The sequence below is a fragment of the Bartonella sp. B10834G3 genome, assembly GCF_016102505.1.
In the GTDB taxonomy this organism is placed as follows: domain Bacteria; phylum Pseudomonadota; class Alphaproteobacteria; order Rhizobiales; family Rhizobiaceae; genus Bartonella; species Bartonella choladocola.
On record NZ_JACFOM010000001.1, the window covers coordinates 976,544 to 996,327 of the forward strand.

15 protein-coding genes and 1 tRNA gene are annotated in these 19,784 nt (G+C 42.1%); 9 read left to right on the top strand and 7 right to left on the bottom strand.

What is annotated here, in order from left to right; translation table 11 throughout:
* Window positions 1-2: 2 nt before the first annotated feature.
* The 3 genes from modA to H3S94_RS04245 all read right to left on the bottom strand — a co-directional run bounded on the left by modA (window position 3) and on the right by H3S94_RS04245 (window position 2,630).
* Window positions 3-752 (bottom strand): molybdate ABC transporter substrate-binding protein, encoded by a 750-nt coding sequence (modA, locus tag H3S94_RS04235; RefSeq protein WP_077994295.1) that lies wholly within the window; start codon window positions 750-752, stop codon window positions 3-5.
* 9 nt (window positions 753-761) lie between these two features.
* Complete coding sequence (locus tag H3S94_RS04240) at window positions 762-1,553, bottom strand: TOBE domain-containing protein (RefSeq protein ID WP_198230372.1); 792 nt, start codon at window positions 1,551-1,553, stop codon at window positions 762-764.
* Window positions 1,554-1,685: 132 nt separating this feature from the next.
* Entirely contained in the window at window positions 1,686-2,630 is a 945-nt protein-coding gene (locus H3S94_RS04245) for a glyoxylate/hydroxypyruvate reductase A (RefSeq protein WP_198240359.1), read from the bottom strand.
* A gap of 239 nt (window positions 2,631-2,869) precedes the next feature.
* On the opposite strand from H3S94_RS04245, the gene H3S94_RS04250 reads away from it, so the two are divergent.
* On the top strand, window positions 2,870-3,718 hold the full coding sequence (locus H3S94_RS04250; RefSeq protein WP_198240360.1) for a D-amino-acid transaminase: 849 nt from the start codon (window positions 2,870-2,872) through the stop codon (window positions 3,716-3,718).
* A 21-nt stretch (window positions 3,719-3,739) separates the two neighbouring features.
* On the opposite strand, the gene holA is transcribed toward H3S94_RS04250, so the two are convergent.
* Genes holA through H3S94_RS04270 form a run of 4 tightly spaced genes read right to left on the bottom strand, consistent with a single transcriptional unit; the run spans window position 3,740 to window position 7,481 of the window.
* Window positions 3,740-4,777 (bottom strand): DNA polymerase III subunit delta, encoded by a 1,038-nt coding sequence (holA, locus tag H3S94_RS04255; protein WP_198240361.1) that lies wholly within the window; start codon window positions 4,775-4,777, stop codon window positions 3,740-3,742.
* 1 nt (window position 4,778) lies between these two features.
* Window positions 4,779-5,573, bottom strand: coding sequence for an ABC transporter ATP-binding protein (locus H3S94_RS04260; protein ID WP_075869455.1), 795 nt, complete (start codon window positions 5,571-5,573; stop codon window positions 4,779-4,781).
* Window positions 5,566-6,462 carry an ABC transporter permease gene (locus H3S94_RS04265; protein ID WP_198240362.1) on the bottom strand — a complete coding sequence of 299 codons (897 nt, stop codon included), beginning with the start codon at window positions 6,460-6,462 and terminating at the stop codon, window positions 5,566-5,568. The genes H3S94_RS04260 and H3S94_RS04265 overlap by 8 nt, the downstream gene beginning before the upstream one ends.
* 59 nt (window positions 6,463-6,521) lie before the next feature.
* Window positions 6,522-7,481, bottom strand: a complete 960-nt coding sequence (locus H3S94_RS04270; protein WP_198230367.1) for an ABC transporter substrate-binding protein — start codon at window positions 7,479-7,481, stop codon at window positions 6,522-6,524.
* A 181-nt stretch (window positions 7,482-7,662) separates the two neighbouring features.
* On the opposite strand from H3S94_RS04270, the gene H3S94_RS04275 reads away from it, so the two are divergent.
* The 8 genes from H3S94_RS04275 to H3S94_RS04310 all read left to right on the top strand — a co-directional run bounded on the left by H3S94_RS04275 (window position 7,663) and on the right by H3S94_RS04310 (window position 19,776).
* Window positions 7,663-7,737, top strand: a tRNA-Gly gene (locus tag H3S94_RS04275).
* A 685-nt stretch (window positions 7,738-8,422) separates the two neighbouring features.
* Complete coding sequence (locus H3S94_RS04280) at window positions 8,423-9,328, top strand: Abi family protein (RefSeq protein WP_198240363.1); 906 nt, start codon at window positions 8,423-8,425, stop codon at window positions 9,326-9,328.
* Between the two features lie 224 nt (window positions 9,329-9,552).
* Entirely contained in the window at window positions 9,553-10,257 is a 705-nt protein-coding gene (budA, locus tag H3S94_RS04285; protein ID WP_198240364.1) for an acetolactate decarboxylase, read from the top strand.
* A 337-nt stretch (window positions 10,258-10,594) separates the two neighbouring features.
* A complete protein-coding gene (locus H3S94_RS04290) occupies window positions 10,595-12,676 on the top strand; it encodes a DUF262 and DUF1524 domain-containing protein (RefSeq protein ID WP_198240365.1) in 2,082 nt (693 codons plus the stop codon).
* Between the two features lie 73 nt (window positions 12,677-12,749).
* The gene (locus tag H3S94_RS04295; protein WP_198240366.1) at window positions 12,750-14,294 is read left to right on the top strand and encodes a type I restriction-modification system subunit M; all 1,545 of its coding nucleotides are present in this window, start codon (window positions 12,750-12,752) and stop codon (window positions 14,292-14,294) included.
* The gene (locus tag H3S94_RS04300) at window positions 14,291-15,481 is read left to right on the top strand and encodes a restriction endonuclease subunit S (RefSeq protein WP_198240367.1); all 1,191 of its coding nucleotides are present in this window, start codon (window positions 14,291-14,293) and stop codon (window positions 15,479-15,481) included. The genes H3S94_RS04295 and H3S94_RS04300 overlap by 4 nt, the downstream gene beginning before the upstream one ends.
* 1 nt (window position 15,482) lies before the next feature.
* The gene (locus H3S94_RS04305) at window positions 15,483-16,652 is read left to right on the top strand and encodes an anticodon nuclease (RefSeq protein ID WP_198240368.1); all 1,170 of its coding nucleotides are present in this window, start codon (window positions 15,483-15,485) and stop codon (window positions 16,650-16,652) included.
* On the top strand, window positions 16,642-19,776 hold the full coding sequence (locus H3S94_RS04310; RefSeq protein WP_198240369.1) for a type I restriction endonuclease subunit R: 3,135 nt from the start codon (window positions 16,642-16,644) through the stop codon (window positions 19,774-19,776). The genes H3S94_RS04305 and H3S94_RS04310 overlap by 11 nt, the downstream gene beginning before the upstream one ends.
* Window positions 19,777-19,784 lie beyond the last annotated feature (8 nt).

Consider the following 19,784-nt stretch of genomic DNA (forward strand, 5'->3'; position numbering starts at 1 on the left):
TGCTACTTTGTTTCCGGCAGGGCGTAGCCATATTTTTTGATAATGGTTGCTGCTTCCGGACCTTTGAGGAAGCTCACAAAAGCCTTTGCCGCTTCATTATTTTCACCGGTTTTCAAAAGCACGGCATCCTGACGGATCGGGTTATAGTCGGTTTGAGGAACAACCCATTTCGAGCCGCCTTTTTCATTGATAATCTGCGAAAGAGCGACAAAGCCGATTTCGGCATTTCCGGTTTTGACAAACTGGTAGGCTTGCGAAATGTTTTGTCCTTCGACAAGTTTGTCCTTGATTTTGTCGTGAACTTTGAGCGCATCCATGGTTTCGACAGCCGCCTTGCCATAAGGGGCAGCATCGGGATTGCAGAAGGAAATGTGGGTGATTTTGCTATCCGTCAAAGTTTCAGGACCCTTTACAAGGTCATCTTTTGCGCTCCACAACACCAATGTGCCGATTGCATAGGTAAATTCGGTTCCTTTGACACCATAGCCTTCTTCAACGGCCTTGGTTGGCCTTTCGGTATCGGCTGCAAGAAATACCTCGAAAGGAGCACCATTCTTTATCTGTGTATAGAAATTACCGGTGGCACCGAATGAAAGTGTTGCCGTGTGCCCGGTCTTTTCTTTGAATTGTTCGGCAATTTCCTTGACGGGTTCGGTAAAATTGGCAGCCACCGCAACAACGGTTTCACCGGCATGGGCAAAGGTTACACTTGCCAGCAACAGACCTATCGATAAAGCGAGTTTGGATTTCATTGCCTTCTCCTAACATGTTGCAATAATGATGTTTTCAGCCTTGATAAGCGCAAGAACAGGTTGATTGGCCGTAAGTCCTTTAAGTACTGGGTCGTCCGGTCGGGTTGTTGCAATCAATGTTTTGTCTTCACCAATTTCAACGTTAAGCTCGACACTTTTTTTGCCAATCGTTATCGACTCTAAAATTCCCGGAATCCGGTTTTGTTCAGAAAAATCTTCCTTGTCTTCAAAAGGTACGACCCTCACAAAGGGTGCTTTGATAAGAGCTGCAACCTGCCGCCCCTTGACAAGTCCGAGCCGTTCGACACTTTTTTCGGTAATTTCGGCTTTGATTTCGATTTTTCGGGAAATACCGATGGTTACAAATGCGGCGGGCGGTGCACTTTTGATGGTTAAAATATGGCCTGATAAAACATTGCGCGCCGAGGTTCTCATCATGAAACCTTGTAAAAGCCCTGTCGAACTCAGACCTATTTCCGACAGATTATCGGAGGCTTGCTTCATCATTGTGGCAAGTCCGGTTTCAAGATGGTGAAAAGTTTCGATGAGTTTTAGCGCTTCCGGTGTCAGGGTAGCACCACCACCATTTTTCCCGCCGATGTTCTTTTTCAAGAGCGGTTTTGCAACGAGGTTTTGCATGGCGCCAATGCCATCCCATGCCGCTTTGTAGCTAAGCCCGACAGAACGGGCGGCGGCAGAAATCGAACCTTCACGGCCGACAGCCTCAAGAAGCTTGATACGCTCCCGACCGACCGAGCCGATATGATCTTCTGTGAAAGATAAGGTTGCTTTGACCGACATAGATACACCATTCTGTTATATAGATTAACTATATAACGTTCATGACGAAAGCAAGGTTTCCGCACCAATTTTTCTAAAGCCGGTTTTCCATGTTTTTCCGGTGTTTTATCGAACGACTATTTGAGTGGCCGATTAATAGCCGCGCATCCGGTTGACTACGGTCGGCAAGTTTCCGGTTTTTCGCCAATGAGCTATATTTTTTGCCACAATTTTTGCGGCACTTTCTTTGTTTGTAGGAGCCGAAATATGGGGGAGTACGGTTATATTTTCATTTTGCCATAAGGGCGAATCGGGCGGCAAAGGTTCCTGATCGAAAACGTCAAGAACCGCATGATCGAGCTCATGTTTATTAAGAGCCTCAACAAGAGCATCAGTATCAATAACAGGCCCTCTGGAAAAATTGATAAGGCTTGCTCCCTTTTTCATATGGGCAAATTCGTTTTTTCCGAGAAGCCCTGTTGTTTCATTGGTGAGCGGTATAAGCAGAACGACAATATCACTTGTTTCAACAACTTGCATAAAACCGGCTCTTCCACTCGAACATGTGACATTATCAAGTGTTTTTTGGCTCTTTGACCAACCGTTTACCTGAAATCCGGTAAGTGTCAGCAATTTGGCCGCAGCTTTTCCCAATTGACCTAAACCAAGAAGGCCGATTTTCCATTGTGAGGCGGGCTTATAGCTATGCGGTTGCCAGAGTCGCTTTTGTTGCTGACGATGATAGCGCGGCATATCGCGGGTTAAATAAAGCGTCCACGCAAGAACAGCTTCGGCCATGGCTTCGGTCAAAGCGGGATCAACGAGCCGGACAATCGGTGGTGCATTTTCGGGTAATTCCTTCACCATCCGTTCGACACCTGCCCATAGGCTTTGTATCCATTTCAGATTTTTGAGTTTTTTCAATTGGTCGGGATCGGGGTTTGCAACAATGGCAAGTTCGATTGCGCCATAATCTTCCGGTTTCAAATCGTTGAAATCTACAATCTTTTCATCGCCCAAATTTTCGGAAAGGACTTTTAACCAGTTATCTCTTTCGGTTTGTGCGCTACGGCTGACAAAAGCGATCGGTTCTGCCATCGGATATTTTCCTCATGAAAAAAAGCGGCATGAATTGATTGGCCGCGACATCTCGGCTATTGCTGCTCTGTCAAATCTGCCTTAAGTTCAGCCAAAATTCCATAGTGATTTTTAAACGCGGAAAATGATCGTCCGGAAAGACTGGAAGACTTCCGGTTTCTAAAACCGGAATATCCGGATTCTCTCCGGCAGGATAAATGTTTTCCACTGGTGAATGATGTTGAAGAGGTTAAAATACGATGACACGCACCGTTTATGTCAACGGCGATTGGTTTGATGAAACAAATGCCCGGATTTCGATTTTTGACAGGTCTGTCATGTTTGCCGATTCCGTTTATGAAGTCACCTCTTTTCTTGACGGAAAGTTTCTCGACTTTGACGGACATATCAAAAGGCTGAAAAATTCTCTGAAAGCGCTGGAGATAGAATTCAACGTGGATAGAGATGAATTTCTTGATATTCATCGCGAGCTTATCAAACGAAACGGTCTTGATAACGGCACTGTCTATCTTCAGGTTTCGCGTGGCGCCGGTGATCGTAATTTTGTTTATGACAATAGCGAATTGAAACCTTGCCTTTTCATGTTCACCCAGACAGGCATTGTCAAAAATCTCGATAAAATGCCGCAGTTGAAAATGATATCGGTGAAAGAAGGCCGTTGGTGCCGCCGCGACATCAAGACGACGCAGCTTCTTTATTCGTCATTGACCAAGACTCACGCCCATGCCGAGGGTGTTGATGATGCTGTTTATGTCGAAGATGGCTATCTGACCGAAGCAACCTCGTCCAATTTCTTCATTGTCGATGGTCAGGGAACACTCATAACCCGCCAATTGGATCACTCCATTTTGCCCGGTATTACCCGCGGTACGATTCTCGAACTTGCCCGCAAAAACGGCATTAATGTCGAAGAACGGCTCTTTACATTGGAAGAAACTTATGCCGCCAGTGAGGCGCTGATTACCTCGACCACCAATTTTGCCGCTCCTGTTTTGAGCGTTGACGGGCGTAAAATTGGCGATGGTAAGCCCGGAAAAGTAACAATGCGCTTACGCGAACTTTATATCGAACACGTCAAGCGCAGTTAGAGCTTTTGTTTAAAATGGGTTCTAGTTCTGGCGCTTTGATTGGACAGCAAGCGCCAGAAGTGCCTGCCGGATAATCGGTTCGGCAAGAGCTGTATTTTGCCTGCTTTCAAGAACAGCTTTTTGTAGCCGTTCCATGGCTTCCGCAATCCGCTTCAAGGTCCAACGGTTGAGTGCCTGTTCCATGATCTTTTGTCGGCGAAAGAAAATAGGCGGACGTGCCGAAGCAATGGCCGAGGAGGGTGTCTTTCCCTCGACTTCCACTTGCTGGCGCAAAAGTTGCAATTGTTGGAATTGTCTCTCGGCTGCGCTTAATATCAAAAAAAGCGCGTTACCGGTTGCAACCTGACGGTCGAAACGGTTGTTGAAGCCGACGAGATCACCAATGAGCACAGCATCAATCATTTCATCATAAGTGAGGCCGCTTACATCGCTGACGGCAGCTTTTACATCATCAAGTGTAATCTCGTCTTTACCCATTGCGTAAAGGCAAAGCTTGTCCAATTCACTACGCGAGATAAGCCGGTCACCCCCCAGACTTTCTTTGAGCCATTTTCTTGCTTCAAGCGAAATAGCAAGGTGATATTCACCAAGAACCTCGTCGATCAGCCCTTCAAGCGAGCGTGCATCATCGGCATAACAGGGAAGCGCCATGGCTGACGCTGCCGTTTCCACAGCCGAGCGCAAACCGGCACCTTTTTTAAGGTCTCCGGCTTCTATCATCAGATAAACATTTTCAAGGCCGGTTTTTGCAAGTTTTTTGATAACTTCGGTGAGATTTCGTCCATTGCCGGCGTTTTTTATCGAGATGAGCCGCTTTCCGCCAAACAGCGAAACCGTATGGGCTTCGTCAAGAAGACGCGTAGGGTCACGTTCAAGATCGGCCGCTTCAAGCCTGATATTGGAAAACGGGTCATCAAGTTTGACACCTGTTAGCTTGGCAAATTTCGACGCCCGTTCGGAAACAAGCCCCTTATCGGGACCGAAAATCAGAACAATGGGGTATTGCGCTTGTAAACGTGAAAGGAAACCGTCAACCTCATGAGCTTTTTTCTGCGCCATGTTAATCCATCAGCAGCTTGTCATCGTCGAGCGCTTCACCTCTGACCTTCTGGAACATGCCGACAAGGTCGCTCACATCAAGACCTTTGCGTTCTTCTTCGTGCACATCAAGTATCACCTTTCCACCATGCAGCATAAAGGTACGATCACCATAATCAAGTGCCTGCCGCATAGAATGGGTAACCATCAAAGTGGTCAGATTATTTTCCTTGATAACTTTTTCTGTAAGTTTCATGACAAATTCGGCCATTCCCGGATCAAGTGCGGCTGTGTGTTCGTCAAGCAGCAAAACATCGGCATCCGACAAGGTGGCCATAATTAACGCCAAAGCCTGACGTTGCCCGCCCGAAAGACTGTCCATCCGGTTCTGGATGCGGTCTTCAAGTCCAAGACCGAGAGCGGCGATTCGGGCGCGGAATATTTCGCGGTTTTCTTTTGTCAAAGCCGAACGCAACCCCCGCCTTTTCCCGCGACGGGCGGCAAGGGCAAGATTTTCTTCAATGGTGAGGGATCCGCAACTTCCAGCTAGCGGATCCTGAAAAACCCGTGCGATCATGCCTGCCCGTTCGGCTGTCGATTTTCTTGAAACATCAATATTGTTGATAATGACTTTGCCTTCATTGGGCAAAATATCTCCGGCGAGAACCCCAAGCATGGTCGATTTGCCGGCACCATTCGAGCCGATAATGGTTACAAAGCTGCCACGCTCAATTTTAAGGTTGAGATCGATAAGCGCCTGTTTTTCCAAGGGCGTTCCGGCTTTGAATGTTACGCCGATATGTTGCAGTTCAATCATGCTTTTTTGCCCCCAGATAATGCGGCAAAACAAGAGTCAATACCACAATCAAAGCGGTAATAAGCTGCAAGTCTGTCGATGTATCAATGCCAAGGCTGCTGCCTTCAAATGCAAATTGCACAGCAACGCGATAAAGGACAGAACCGACAATGCAGCTTATGATAATCAGTAAAAGATTTCGGGTTCTAAACAATGTCTCGCCGATAATAACGGCAGCAAGCCCGAACACAATGGTTCCTGCACCTCCCGTTATGTCAGTGGCGATAGCGGTCTGGATATAAAGCGACCCGCCAAGAGCAACCAGAGCGTTGGATAATCCCATACCGGCATAAATGAGAAGCGCGGTTTTGATTCCTTGAGCTTTCGCCATACGCTGATTCGTTCCGGTTGCCCGCATGGCAAGGCCGATTTCACTTTCCAGAAAACGCCAGACAAGAAAAGCAACAATGATGACGAGTATGCCAACAAAAAGCGGGCGGATAATCATATCCGGCAATCCGAACAGATTATAAAACGGTGTGAGCGCGGTATCTGCCAAACCCAGATTGACATTCGATACCCCCATAATTCCCATAATGCGAAGATTAATGGTGTAGAGCGCCGACATTGTCAAAATGGATGCAAGGAGGTTCAGAATGCCGAACTTCAAATTCAAAAGTGCGGTAACAAGTCCGGCAATCATTCCGGCAACGAGTGCCGAAAACATGGCAAACCACGGATTAAAACCACATAGAATCATAACACCGCAGACGGTCGAGCCTAACAGAAACGAACCGTCCACTGTCAAATCCGGAAAATCGAGAATCCGGAACGATAAATAGACTCCGATAGCGACAAATGCATAAACAAGCCCGAGCTCGACAGCACCGGTAAAGGCAAACATACTCATGAGGCAATTGCCCCGCTTGCAATTATGTCAGTATCGAAAAATTCCACCGTCAGGATACCTTATTTGTTGATAATTTTTGCAGCCCGATCAAGTACCGGTTGGGGAATCACAACCCCCATTTTTTCTGCAGCTTGAAGGTCAATCGCCACATTTTTTCCGTCCGGTATGACAACAGCGATGTCTGCGGGCTTTTCACCTTTTAAAATGCGGCCAACGAGTTTACCCGCCTCAAGCCCCGAATCATAATAATCGATTCCCTGGGCTGCAAAGGCGCCACGTCCAATCGAACTCGGATCAGCCGTAAAAAGCGGTGTTTTTGATTCGGCTGCTACTTTTGTTGCTCCTTCAAGCACCGAGATAATTGTATTGTCTGTCGGTACATAAATCATATCGACTTTGCCGATAAGGGCGCGGGTTGCTGCCTGCACGTCGGATGATTTCGGTGCAGCCGAGGGGATAACCTCTATGCCGTCTTCTTCTGCGAGCTTTTTCAAAACATTCAGGGTCGAAACCGAATTGGCCTCGGCAGCATTATAAAGGTAGCCGAGTTTTTTCAGATCAGGTCTGATTTCTTTCAAGAGTTTTATATGTTCTTCAACCGGCGAGCGGTCGCATATGCCGGTGACGTTTCCACCGGGGTTTTTCATATCCGGTACGAGCTTTGCTTCAACGGGGTCTGAAACAGCTGCAAAAACAATTGGTATGTTCTTGGTCGCTGCGAGCATGGTTTGTGCCGACGGCGTTGAAATGGTCACAATCACATCCGGCTTGTCGCCAACAAATTGGCGGGCAATCTGGGTTGCTGTGGAAATGTTTCCCTGTGCTGACTGGAAGTTGAGAACAAGATTTTCCCCATTCTTGTAGCCCTGTTGTGCGAGGACATCCTCTACGCCTTTGCGCACGGCATCCAAAGCTGGATGGGCAACAATCTGCGTAATATCGACTTTCACTTTATCGGCTGCGAATGAAAAATTTCCCAATGCCAGAATAGCTGCGGCTGCCAGAACCAAACGACGCATAATCACTTCTCCCTCTAAAACCTCTTAAAAGCTTTATTGGAGCCATGGCCGGAAATCAATATTTTCAACGATTTTTAAAGCATGAAAAACGAATATTGAAAGAATTTTATTTTTTATGTTGCAATCGTCGCAAGGTTGGGTCATATAGGCACGACCGAAGCGAAGCGCTTCCGGTTTGTGAGCGGGTGTAGCTCAGGGGTAGAGCACAACCTTGCCAAGGTTGGGGTCGTGGGTTCGAATCCCATCGCCCGCTCCAATAAATCTTGAGAGAATCAAGAATTAGACAAGCGCCGTAAGGCGCTTTTTGTTTATGTAAAATCACGCCAAACCAATTCGGAACCAAATGAATTAAAATAAGCCATTTTGTTTGACCAGTTGTCGCGATTATAAACAGAAAGCAATACGAGAAATGGCTATCCAGGCGACTGCGGCTCCGTCTATGTTGTCTTTGAATTTTCTTTGTGCATCATTCTGTTGCCTGCGCCATCTGTATGGGGTGGCATATTGGAAAAGTACCACTGCGATACTGAATGAACGCCATACAAAAAGCGGACAAACAGAATCACCCTTTCCATTGATTCAATGCAGACGTGAAGTTCATATCTGAAATTGGAAGCGGCGCAGGTGTGTGATCGCAGAAAGAATTATGTATTTTGTGTTATCACAATGAAAAATCTATATTTTATAGAATGATAATGACAACCTTAGATGAAATTTCGCTCAATACTATTTATTAAAGAGTCAAGCGATAAAATTCATAAAAACATCGTTATGCACAAAGGAACATTAAATATCCACAGTTTCGTATTGATTTTTGTTAGGTAATAATCCATATGTACCTTAATAAGACCCACCACGCCTCGGAAAATGATTCGTCATTGAACTGCGCACCTGGTGGGTTTCTGCTTTTATAAACTTAAAAAATAGTTTAAGCAGTATTTATGCAATTTATAAAACCGCCAATAAGTATAGATGAACAAATAACGCTCTTAAAAAGGCGTGGCATGTTGATTCATGACTATGATCGAGCCGTGCATTATCTAAAACATATAAGTTATTATAGATTGCGTGCATACTGGTTACCTTTCGAGATAAAATGCGATGTTCCTGATGAGCATGCTTTTAAGGCAGGAACTTCTTTTGAGGATGTTGTTGATTTATATGTTTTTGATAGAGAATTACGTCTTTTAATAATGGATGCTGTTGAGCGTATTGAAGTTTCAATACGTGCGTCATGGGCTTATTATTTAGCCACTACGTATGGAGCGCATGGTTATTTAGACCCAAATCTTTATGCAAAGCCTGCTCAGTATGCAAAAGCTTATTCGTTATTGATAGATGAAATAGATAGATCAACCGACACCTTTATAAAACATTATAAAAATAAATATAATGATCCAACGGAGCCTCCTATCTGGATGACTGCCGAAATCATATCTTTAGGGCAATTGTCAAAATGGATTGCGAATTTGAAATCCCGAAAAGATAGGCAATTAATTGCTAAAAATTTTGAATTAGATGAAAGCGTGTTTATATCTATAATTCACCATCTCACATATATAAGAAATATATGTGCTCATCATGGTAGATTATGGAATAAAAGTTTTATCGTCACCATGAGAGTACCTAAACGTCCGAATTCTTTAAATTGTTCGATGAATGGTAAAAATTTAAGAAACATTTACAATACTTTGTGTATTATAATTTATCTGTTGGAAATAACTGCTCCTAATACACAATGGAAAAATAAGTTACATGAATTACTTGACCGATTAAATGTTGATCTAAAACCTATGGGCTTTCCTGATGATTGGAAAACATTTCCAATTTGGAAAATTGATATGTAACACCTGTAAGCCGTGTAACACCATAAAAATAACATTGGTTATTGTCCAAAAGCATGTGACTTTGTCGGGAATATCAATTCTCATCCTCAAGATCTTTGCAACTATCAAAACAACCTGTTATTGAACTTATGAATGTGGTTGCTATGTAGAAAACAGTTCTCTTTAAAAAAACGCAATCAGCCGCGAGAAATCGGGTTTGCTGTTCTAAACAGGAAAAACACATAATGACCAAAAAAATTACGCAATTTTCCGGAATCAATGCCCTGATGGGAGGCGTTTTTGAAGGTTTATTTCCCATATCGGAGATAAAAAAGCATGGTCATTTCGGTTTGGGCTGTTCTGACGGTTTGACAGGGGAAGTCATCATAGATTGTTGTCATTTTCTTGATGCCAAGGGCAATAAGCCATTGCGCATAATGGATGATAACGAAAAAATGCCTTTTGCCCAGATTACGACTTTCGAGCCTGAAGCAAGTTTTGAAATTTCACAGTTATCGAAAGCCACTTTATATCAGGAATTATCCAGACATCTGAAGTTTGACAATGTATTTCTGGCGCTGAAATTGGAAGGCAAATTCGACCATTTGAAAGTGAGAAGGCCGAGGGAGCTTCAGCAACGCTTCAAGAATGCATTGGAAGTTGCAGAACATCAAATTGTTGAGGATGTCGAAGATGTCGAAGGAGAACTGATCGGATTCTGGACTCCTGAATTTTTCCAGAACATTTCGGTTGCCGGTTTTCATCTTCATTTCATCGATAAAAGCAAAACATCGGGCGGGCATGTCATTGATTTTTCAATCGAACAAGGCACTTTGGCATATGAGGTGAAATACGGGTTGGATATCGAGCTATCAGACAAGAGAGCCTATCTCGACCATGATCTGAAAATTGCAGATATGGATAAAATTATCAAAAAAGTTGAAAATTGAGTGTTTTATAGAGTGATGCCGTGAGGACAAAAATCGGGAAAGCCTTTTATAGCCGGAAGAGGTGCATGATCGGGATGAAATTGGTTTATCTATATGCTCTTGATCCGGATCACTTTTCATTAAAACAGTTTGTCTGAAGCATAAGGTTATCAATCGGGCTCATTGCCGATCATCCGGTTAGCCGTCATTGACGGGTTCAATCCGTTATCGGAAAACGCGCAATTTATATTTGCGACGATGCGGCTATCTGTGATTTAATTTTTGTCCAAAACTGTTAAAACATAGACAACAAGTTCCATTTCGTTTAAGCCGGAAAGACTACCGGGGAGAACAGAAAATGGATGCTGGCAACGTTAATCTTCTCAAATTTTTGGAAGATGCCCGCCAATTTATCATTCCGATTTATCAACGCAAATATTCGTGGACATCAACACAATGCGAACAATTGTGGCATGATATTTTGCGCGCCGGTAGAGCAAATGACAATGCAGGCCATTTTCTTGGAACAGTTGTCTATATCGCGAATAATGATGCTCATAATGCGCCGTTACTTGTGATTGACGGTCAGCAAAGAATAACCACTTTGACATTGCTTTTATTGGCACTTGCCAAAACCGTTGGAACAAAAGAACCTTATGACGGTTTTTCGGCTCGTAAGATATTCAATTATTACCTTGTCAATGAATATGAGGACGGAGATCGGCATAACCGTCTTCTTTTAACCGAAACCGACCGCGATACATTGTTGGCGCTTGTTAATGACACGCCTTTGCCGGCAGCAGAGTCGGAACGTATTTTGGCAAACTACCATGATTTCGAAACTCAACTTGCCAGGCTCAATGAACAGGAATTAAAGCTTCTATGCCGGGGAATTGCAAAACTTCTTATTGTTTATGTGGCCCTTGCCAGAGGGCAAGATAATCCGCAGCTCATTTTTGAAAGTATGAATTCGACAGGTCTGCAATTGACACAGGCAGACCTTATCCGGAATTTTTTTCTTATGGGACTGGAGCCGGATCAACAGACGCGGCTTTATCGTGCTTATTGGCAACCGATGGAAAAACTTTTCGGGCAAGAGGCCTATGACACAGAATTCAACAGTTTTATGCGGCATTATCTGACAGTCAAAACCGGTTCAATTCCGCGGCTGGATGAAGTTTACGCCGGCTTCAAGCAGTTTGCACGCACTGACAATATTAAAACAATCGAGAACATTGTTGATGATATGTTGCGCTTTGCCCGCTATTATTGCGCAATGGCTCTTGAAGAGGAAAATGATAAAGAGCTGGCACAAGCTTTTTTTGATTTGAGCGAACTTAAAGTTGACGTCGCATATCCTTTTTTGCTGCCGGTTTATGCAGATTATGCCAATGGCACCCTTGAAAAAGGTTATTTTCTCGAAATTGTCCGTCTGGTGGAAGCCTATGTGTTCCGAAGGGCAATTTGTTCGATTCCGACCAATTCGTTGAATAAAACCTTTGCAACGCTTTATCGTGATATTGATAAAAGTGATTATCTCGAAAGTGTGAAAGCGGCCTTCAGCCTGATGACGTCTTATAGGCGTTTTCCGACAAATGAAGAGTTTAAAGAAAATTTCCAGCACCGTGATCTCTATCATTTCCGCAGTCGGTCTTACTGGTTGCGCCGGTTTGAAAACTTTGGTCGTAAAGAGCGGGTCGCCGTTAATGATTACACAATCGAACATATTATGCCGCAATCAACACCATTGCCGAAGGATTGGCAAAAAATGCTCGGGGAAGATTGGCAACGTGTTCAGGAAACATGGTTGCATACTGCCGGTAATCTGACACTAACAGGATATAATTCCGAATATGGCAACCGGTCATTTGAAGACAAACGCACGATGCGAGGCGGATTTGCCGAAAGCCCGCTCCATCTCAATAAAGGGCTTGGTGAACTTCCGGAATGGACAGAAAAAACAATCATAGCGCGGGCGAAGAACCTTGCCGATCAGGCGGTCAATATCTGGCGTGCACCGGATATATCCGAAGAATCGCTTGAACGTTTCAAACCGGAAAAACCGGTTTTGAAATCATATACAATTGCCGATCATGCGTTTTTACAAAGCGGCATTACACGAGAATTGTTCGAGGCCTTCCGCAAAGAAATACTTAATCTTGATGACAATGTGCGAGAGGAATTCTTGAAGCACTATATCGCCTATAAAGCGGAAACGAATTTTGTTGATGTTTCGCCGCGATCAAAACAGTTAATTTTGAACCTCAATATCAAGCTAAACGAGCTTGATGACCCACGTGGTCTTTGCCGTGATATCTCACAGATTGGTCATTTTGGAACCGGTTTTGTGGAAGCCAAATTCAGGTCGCTGGATCAACTTCCTTATATGGTTGGTCTTGCCCGTCAGGCACTTGAAAAGCAATTGGGCGATGACAGTTGAATTTGAACCGGCTTGTTAACCCCGTTTGCTTTGCGCTAGATAAAATGAAATAGTTTTTAAGGGAAGTCGTGAAATGTCCGAGAGCCAACAACAGCGTCAAGCATTGCATCGCCAAATCTGGCAAATCGCCAATGATGTGCGCGGTTCGGTCGATGGCTGGGATTTCAAGCAATATGTGTTGGGCACATTGTTTTATCGTTTTATGAGTGAGAATTTCTGCGACTACATTCAAGCAGGCGATGAAACGATCAATTATGCAAAAATTGCAGATAAAGACATTCCCGACGAAACGCGTATTCTTGCGATAAAGGAAAAAGGTTATTTTATCGCTCCCAGTCAATTGTTTGAAAATGTCGTTGCAACGGCCGACCAGAATGACGAGCTCAATATTGACCTCAAAAAGATATTCGACGCTATTGAAAATTCCGCCAACGGGCATCCGTCCGAACCGGATATTAAAGGCCTTTTTGCCGATTTTGATACAACCAGCAACAGATTGGGAAATTCTGTTCAGGATAAAAACAAAACCTTGGCCAAGGTGCTAAAGGGGGTAGCGGAATTTGATCTTGGAGATTTTCAGGATAATCACATTGATCTGTTTGGCGATGCTTATGAATATCTGATTTCCAATTATGCTGCCAATGCCGGTAAGTCCGGTGGCGAGTTTTTTACGCCGCAAAGCGTGTCAAAACTTATTGCTCAACTTGCCTTATATGGTCAGGACCATGTCAATAAAATATATGATCCGGCAGCCGGTTCCGGATCTTTGTTGCTACAGGCAAAGAAGCAATTTGAGGAACACATTATTGAAGAAGGATTTTTCGGTCAGGAAATCAACCATACCACCTATAACCTCGCCCGTATGAATATGTTTTTGCATAATGTCAATTATGACAAATTCGATATTGCTTTGGGCGACACATTATTGGATCCGAAACATAATAATGACAAACCGTTTGACGCGATTGTTTCCAATCCCCCTTATTCGGTTCACTGGATTGGCAGCGATGACCCGACCCTTATCAATAACGAGCGTTTCGCGCCCGCTGGGGTGTTGGCGCCAAAGTCAAAGGCGGATTTTGCTTTTATCCTCCATGCTTTAAGCTATCTTTCTCCCAAAGGGCGCGCGGCAATTGTCTGCTTTCCCGGCATTTTTTATCGTGGCGGGGCCGAACAAAAAATTCGCCAATATCTGGTTGATAACAACTATGTCGATACCGTTATTGCTCTGGCTCCCAATCTGTTTTTCGGCACCAGCATCGCGGTTAATATTTTAATTCTGGCAAAAAACAAGCGGCATACTGAAACGGCCTTTATAGATGCCGGTGATATTTTCAAAAAAGAAACCAATAATAATATCCTGACAGAAGACAATATTGCCGAAATCTTGAAGCTCTTCGCTGATAAGCAAGATGTCGATTATAAAATGAAGATGGTTTCTTATGAAGCGATCAAGGAAAACAATTATAACCTTTCTGTAAGCTCTTATGTGGAACAGGAAGACAAAAGCGAAAAAATCGACATTCAAAAACTCAATACTGAAATCAAAGAGACGGTCAAAAAAATCGATAAACTTCGCGCTGAAATCGACCAGATTGTCGCGGAGATAGAAGCATGAGCCAATCAATCATAGAAAAGCTGCTCAAAGGCGCCGAGGTCGAGTGGAAGCCAATAGACGAAATTTTTACATTAAAAAATGGATATACACCCAGTAAATCTGTTAAAGAATATTGGATCGGCGGAACGGTTCCTTGGTTCAGGATGGAAGATTTGCGGGCGGGGGAGCGTATTTTAAAGGACTCTGCTCAAAAAGTTCATATCAATGGAGTGAAAGGCAAATTATTTCCTAAAGACTCAATTATCATGTCTACATCGGCAACAGTGGGAGAGCATGCTCTTATACTAACCGATTTTCTATGTAATCAACGTTTTACAAATTTTTCCGTTAGGGGAAAATATAAGACGCTTTTAGACATAAAATACGTTTATTATTATTTTTTTGTTATTGATAAAAAAGCGCAAGAAAACACCAGTATATCAAGTTTTCCTTCCGTCCAGATGGATAAATTAAAAAAGTGGATGTTTCCTATACCGCCATTATCTGTTCAAAAGGAAATTGTCCGGATATTGGATGCGTTTACGTCTCATACCGCAGAACTTACCGCAGAGCTTAATCAACGTAAAAAACAATACAACTATTATCTCAATAAATTACTTACTTTTTCTGACGATGAAGTTGAATGGAAGTCTTTGGGTGAAATGTTGAAGAGGACAGGTGGAACTTCAATAACGGCTGAAAAAATGAAAGAGCTAAACAAAGCCAATGGAGCTTTGAAAATATTCGCTGGTGGACGAACTTTTGCTTTTGCAGATTTTAATGATATTCCTGAAAAGGACATTAATAAATATCCTTCTATAATCGTAAAGTCGCGAGGAAATATTGAATTTGATTATTATGATAAACCATTTTCTCATAAAAAAGAATTTTGGTCCTATCATTCGGAAAATGATAATATAGATATAAAGTATATATATTATTACGTAAAAAATAAAGAACAATACTTCCAACATATTGGCAATAAAATGCAGATGCCGCAAATTTCAATTCGTGATACAGATATATTTTTAGTTCCCGTTCCACCAATATCGGTTCAGAAAGAAATTGTACGGAAATTAGATTCTTTTTTGACGTTAATAACTTCGATTTCTGAGGGGTTACCAAGGGAAATTGAATTACGAAATAAACAATTTGAATATTATCGGGAGAAGTTGTTAGATTTTCCTAAACCCGATTTGGAGAATTAAAGTGGGTGAAAAAAACTTTGTTTGTACAAAAGATACACTGAAAAAGATTGCAGAGGGGTTAAAGAAAAATTGTGATGGACACGAAAAAAATCTTAAGACACATTTAATATACGCATTTAATGGGACAGGGAAGACAAGGCTGTCACATGAATTTGAAAAGCTTGTTTCTCAAGAAACTAGGCTCACAGAAAACAGAATTCCAATACTAAACTACAATTCAGATTTTGAAGATATATTTTACTGGGAAAAGGGATCATCCCATAAATTGGTAGTCCAAAATAATTCATTCCTTCATTTTATTATAAACGAACAGGGAGAAGAGAACAATATTGTTTCTTATTTTCAAAAACTTATAGGTAAAAAAATAGACATTAACTTCCATATCAATGAAAAAGATAATCCTTCAGAAGAAACTACGAAAGACTGGGTAACGTTCGATTTTATGGCGGGAGATAATGAAACAGATCACAATATAAAAATTTCGAAGGGAGAAGAAAGTTGCTTTATCTGGAGCATTTTTTTTAATTATATTCAAATCGCCATTAGAGAAAAAACGGTGTCAGATAATGACACGAAAATGACTAACAGATTTGATGCGTTAAAATATATTTTTATTGATGATCCAGTTAGTTCTTTGGACCAAAATCATTTGATTGAATTGGCTATGGATTTAGGCGAGGTTATTCGCAATTGTAATGCGGTGGGGTTAAAGTTTATCGTTACAACACATAACACATTATTTTATAATATTATTTATCACGAAGTTAATAAGAAGAAAGGGTATTTTTTAACTCGGTTTGATGACGGTACTTATGAACTTGCTGAGAAACAAGGAGATGCGAATAACGCATTGAGCTATCATCTTTATTTAAAAGATATTATAGTTAAAGCAACGAAGAATAGAAACATTGAAAAATATCACTTTATGCTACTTAGGAATTTATATGAAAAGACAGCGATGTTCTTGGGATATGAGAGGTGGGGAGAAATATTACCTGAAGAGAAACAATTATACTATAGCAGAATAATGAATTTTACTAGTCATTCCAAATTGACTGATGAAGAATTTAGAATTCCATCAGAACAAGAAAAGAATATGGTGAATTTTTTAGTTAAACATCTTATAAAAGAATATAAATTCTTTGAAGAGCAAAATAAAGATGAGCACTAAGATAAAAACGATTGCCGAAACAAACAATTTTATTGTGCTTGATCGTTACGACACCATGGATCGAACAGGTGCTACCTACCAGACTGAAGCCGATCTTGAAAATGAGCTTATAAAAGATCTGTCTTCCCAAGGCTATGAATATTTGCCTAAGCTCACCTCACACGAAGCATTACTTGTAAATTTGCGCGAGCAATTGGAAAAATTGAACTCCGTGAAGTTTTCAAACAGTGAATGGCAGAGGTTTTTAACCGAATATCTTGATCGCCCAAGTGATACGATTATAGATAAAACCCGCAAAATCCAGAACAACCATATTTATGATTTTATTTTCGACAGTGGTGAGATAAAAAATATTTATCTAATCGATAAAAAAAATATTTTTCGCAACCAGCTTCAGGTCATCAACCAGTTTGAACAAGAGGGTACCTTTGCCAACCGCTATGATGTAACCATTCTGGTCAACGGCTTGCCATTGGTTCAGGTGGAACTCAAAAAGCGTGGCGTTGCTATACGTGAAGCATTCAACCAGATTCATCGCTATACCAAAGAAAGCTTCAATAAAGATAATTCGCTGTTCAAGTTTTTGCAGATATTTGTCATTTCTAACGGTACGAACACACGTTATTTTGCCAACACCACCAAGCGCGACAAAAATAGCTTCGATTTCACAATGAATTGGGCGCGTTCGGACAACTCGATTATATCCGATTTGAAAGATTTTACCGCTACATTTCTTTCAAGGAACACGTTGCTCAATATACTTATAAATTATTCGATTTTTGATGTGGAAAATACGCTGTTGATTATGCGCCCCTATCAGATCGCCGCAACAGAACGTATTTTATGGAAACTCAAATCCGCCCATAACGCTAAAAAGTGGCACAGTACAGAAGGCGGCGGCTTTATCTGGCATACAACAGGTTCGGGAAAAACGCTGACCAGTTTTAAAACAGCGCTTATGGCGACCGAGCTCGATTTTATTGACAAGGTTCTCTTTGTGGTCGACCGCAAGGACCTTGATTATCAAACGATGAAAGAATACCGGCGTTTTTCGCGCGATAGCGTTATCGGATCCAACAACACGGCCGGATTGAAGTATAATGTCGAGAATAATGATAATAAAATCATCGTTACGACCATTCAGAAACTCAACAATCTGATAAAAAGTGAAGATGATTTGTCAATCTATAACAAGCAGGTCGTGTTCATTTTTGATGAAGCGCATCGATCGCAATTCGGGGAAGCACAAAAGAACATTAACAAGAAGTTCAAGCAGTTTTATCAGTTCGGTTTTACAGGAACCCCGATTTTTGAAAAAAATGCTCTAGGCGCCCAAACGACCGAAAGCGTTTTCGGCAAATTATTGCACAGCTATGTTATCACCGACGCTATTCGTGATGAAAAGGTTTTAAAATTCAAGGTTGATTATAATAATGTGCGCCCGCTTTTCACCAAAGTGGAAAGTGAACAGGACATTGAAAAGCTCTCGGCTGCGGAAACCAGCGACGCATTGCTGCACCCCAATCGGATTAAAGAGATTTCACGTTATATTCTCGACAATTTTTCCATCAAAACACACCGCAATGTACCAAATGGCAAAGGTTTTAACGCCATGTTTGCAGTTTCAAGCGTGGCGGCTGCTAAAGCTTACTATAATTGCCTGAAAGCCTTGCAAAAAGACCGCGATCACAGTTTGAAAATTGCAACGATTTTTTCTTTTGCAGCCAATGGCGAACAAGATGCACTTTGCGAAAAACTACCCGATGCTAAAGGCGAAATTGCCGACGAGAGCTTTGATCCGTCACAGCTTCAACAGTCGGATAAAGAATTTCTAACAGCAGCAATCAACGATTATAACGAAGAATTTAAATGCAAGTTCAGCGTCGATAGTGAAGGCTTCCAGAATTATTATCGTGATCTTTCTTTAAGGGTAAAAAAACAGGAAGTTGATCTTCTGATTGTTGTCGGCATGTTTTTGACCGGCTTTGATGCACCACAATTGAATACTTTGTTTGTTGATAAAAATCTTCGCTATCATGGCCTTATTCAGGCCTATTCGCGCACAAATCGCATTTATAATGCAACCAAAACATTCGGCAATATTATAACCTTTCGTGATCTTGAACAGCCGACAATCGATGCCTTGAAACTTTTTGGTCAAAAAAATCATGACGACATTGGAGCTATCGCTCTTGAGCGGAGCTTCGAGGATTATATCAGGGGCTATACGGACGAGCTTACAGGCGAGCGACACCGTGGCTACATCGAGATTGTCAACGAACTCGAGAGCCGGTTTCCCAACCCGACTGCAATTCATACGGAAAAAGACAAAAAGGACTTTGTCAAACTCTTTGGCGAATATTTGCGCATTGAAAATATATTGCGAAATTACGACGAGTTTACCTGTCTTAATGAACTTAAAAAAATAGACATTGAAAACCCTGAAGATGTTGCCGCTTTACAAGCAAAATATCAGATTGACGATGAAAAATTGAAAGAACTGCAAGAGATTGACGTTCCGGACATTCGTCTCTTGCAAGATTACCGGTCAACCTACAACGATATTCGCGATTGGCTTCGTCGAGAAAGAGAAGGTAAAAAACCGGACGATATACCCGATATATGGGAAGACGTCGTCTTTGAAGTCGATTTGTTGAAATCGCAAGAAATCAATCTTGATTATATTCTCGAACTTATTTTTGAAGAGACCAGAAAAAACAAGGATAAGGCGACGATTGTTGAAGAGGGACGCCGGTTGATCCGCTCAAGCGTGGGAAGCAGAGCCAAAGAAAGCCTGATTGTCGATTTTATCAATCACGTCGATTTCGATAAAATTCCCGATAAATCAAGCATTATTGACGAGTTCTATCAATTTGCACAAAAAGAACAGGCGCGGGAAGCCGAAGAACTGATTGCTTCCGAAAATTTGCGGGAGGATGCCGCAAAACGCTATTTGGCGACCTCTCTAAAGCACGAATTTGCCAATGAGAACGGCACTGACTTGAGTGAGGCTCTTCCGAGAATGAGTCCGCTTAATCCGCAATATGCGTCAAAAAAGAAAACAGTTTTTGATAAAATTTCCGCTTTTGTCGAAAAGTTCAAAGGCATTGGCGGAAAAATTTGAAGACCGTA

What these genes read in the sequence shown, in the direction of transcription:
- modA (WP_077994295.1), bottom strand. Translation starts at nt 752, where the DNA reads ATGAAATCCAAACTCGCTTTATCGATAGGTCTGTTGCTGGCAAGTGTA.
- H3S94_RS04240 (WP_198230372.1), bottom strand. Translation starts at nt 1,553, where the DNA reads ATGTCGGTCAAAGCAACCTTATCTTTCACAGAAGATCATATCGGCTCG.
- H3S94_RS04245 (WP_198240359.1), bottom strand. Translation starts at nt 2,630, where the DNA reads ATGGCAGAACCGATCGCTTTTGTCAGCCGTAGCGCACAAACCGAAAGA.
- H3S94_RS04250 (WP_198240360.1), top strand. Translation starts at nt 2,870, where the DNA reads ATGACACGCACCGTTTATGTCAACGGCGATTGGTTTGATGAAACAAAT.
- holA (WP_198240361.1), bottom strand. Translation starts at nt 4,777, where the DNA reads ATGGCGCAGAAAAAAGCTCATGAGGTTGACGGTTTCCTTTCACGTTTA.
- H3S94_RS04260 (WP_075869455.1), bottom strand. Translation starts at nt 5,573, where the DNA reads ATGATTGAACTGCAACATATCGGCGTAACATTCAAAGCCGGAACGCCC.
- H3S94_RS04265 (WP_198240362.1), bottom strand. Translation starts at nt 6,462, where the DNA reads ATGAGTATGTTTGCCTTTACCGGTGCTGTCGAGCTCGGGCTTGTTTAT.
- H3S94_RS04270 (WP_198230367.1), bottom strand. Translation starts at nt 7,481, where the DNA reads ATGCGTCGTTTGGTTCTGGCAGCCGCAGCTATTCTGGCATTGGGAAAT.
- H3S94_RS04280 (WP_198240363.1), top strand. Translation starts at nt 8,423, where the DNA reads ATGCAATTTATAAAACCGCCAATAAGTATAGATGAACAAATAACGCTC.
- budA (WP_198240364.1), top strand. Translation starts at nt 9,553, where the DNA reads ATGACCAAAAAAATTACGCAATTTTCCGGAATCAATGCCCTGATGGGA.
- H3S94_RS04290 (WP_198240365.1), top strand. Translation starts at nt 10,595, where the DNA reads ATGGATGCTGGCAACGTTAATCTTCTCAAATTTTTGGAAGATGCCCGC.
- H3S94_RS04295 (WP_198240366.1), top strand. Translation starts at nt 12,750, where the DNA reads ATGTCCGAGAGCCAACAACAGCGTCAAGCATTGCATCGCCAAATCTGG.
- H3S94_RS04300 (WP_198240367.1), top strand. Translation starts at nt 14,291, where the DNA reads ATGAGCCAATCAATCATAGAAAAGCTGCTCAAAGGCGCCGAGGTCGAG.
- H3S94_RS04310 (WP_198240369.1), top strand. Translation starts at nt 16,642, where the DNA reads ATGAGCACTAAGATAAAAACGATTGCCGAAACAAACAATTTTATTGTG.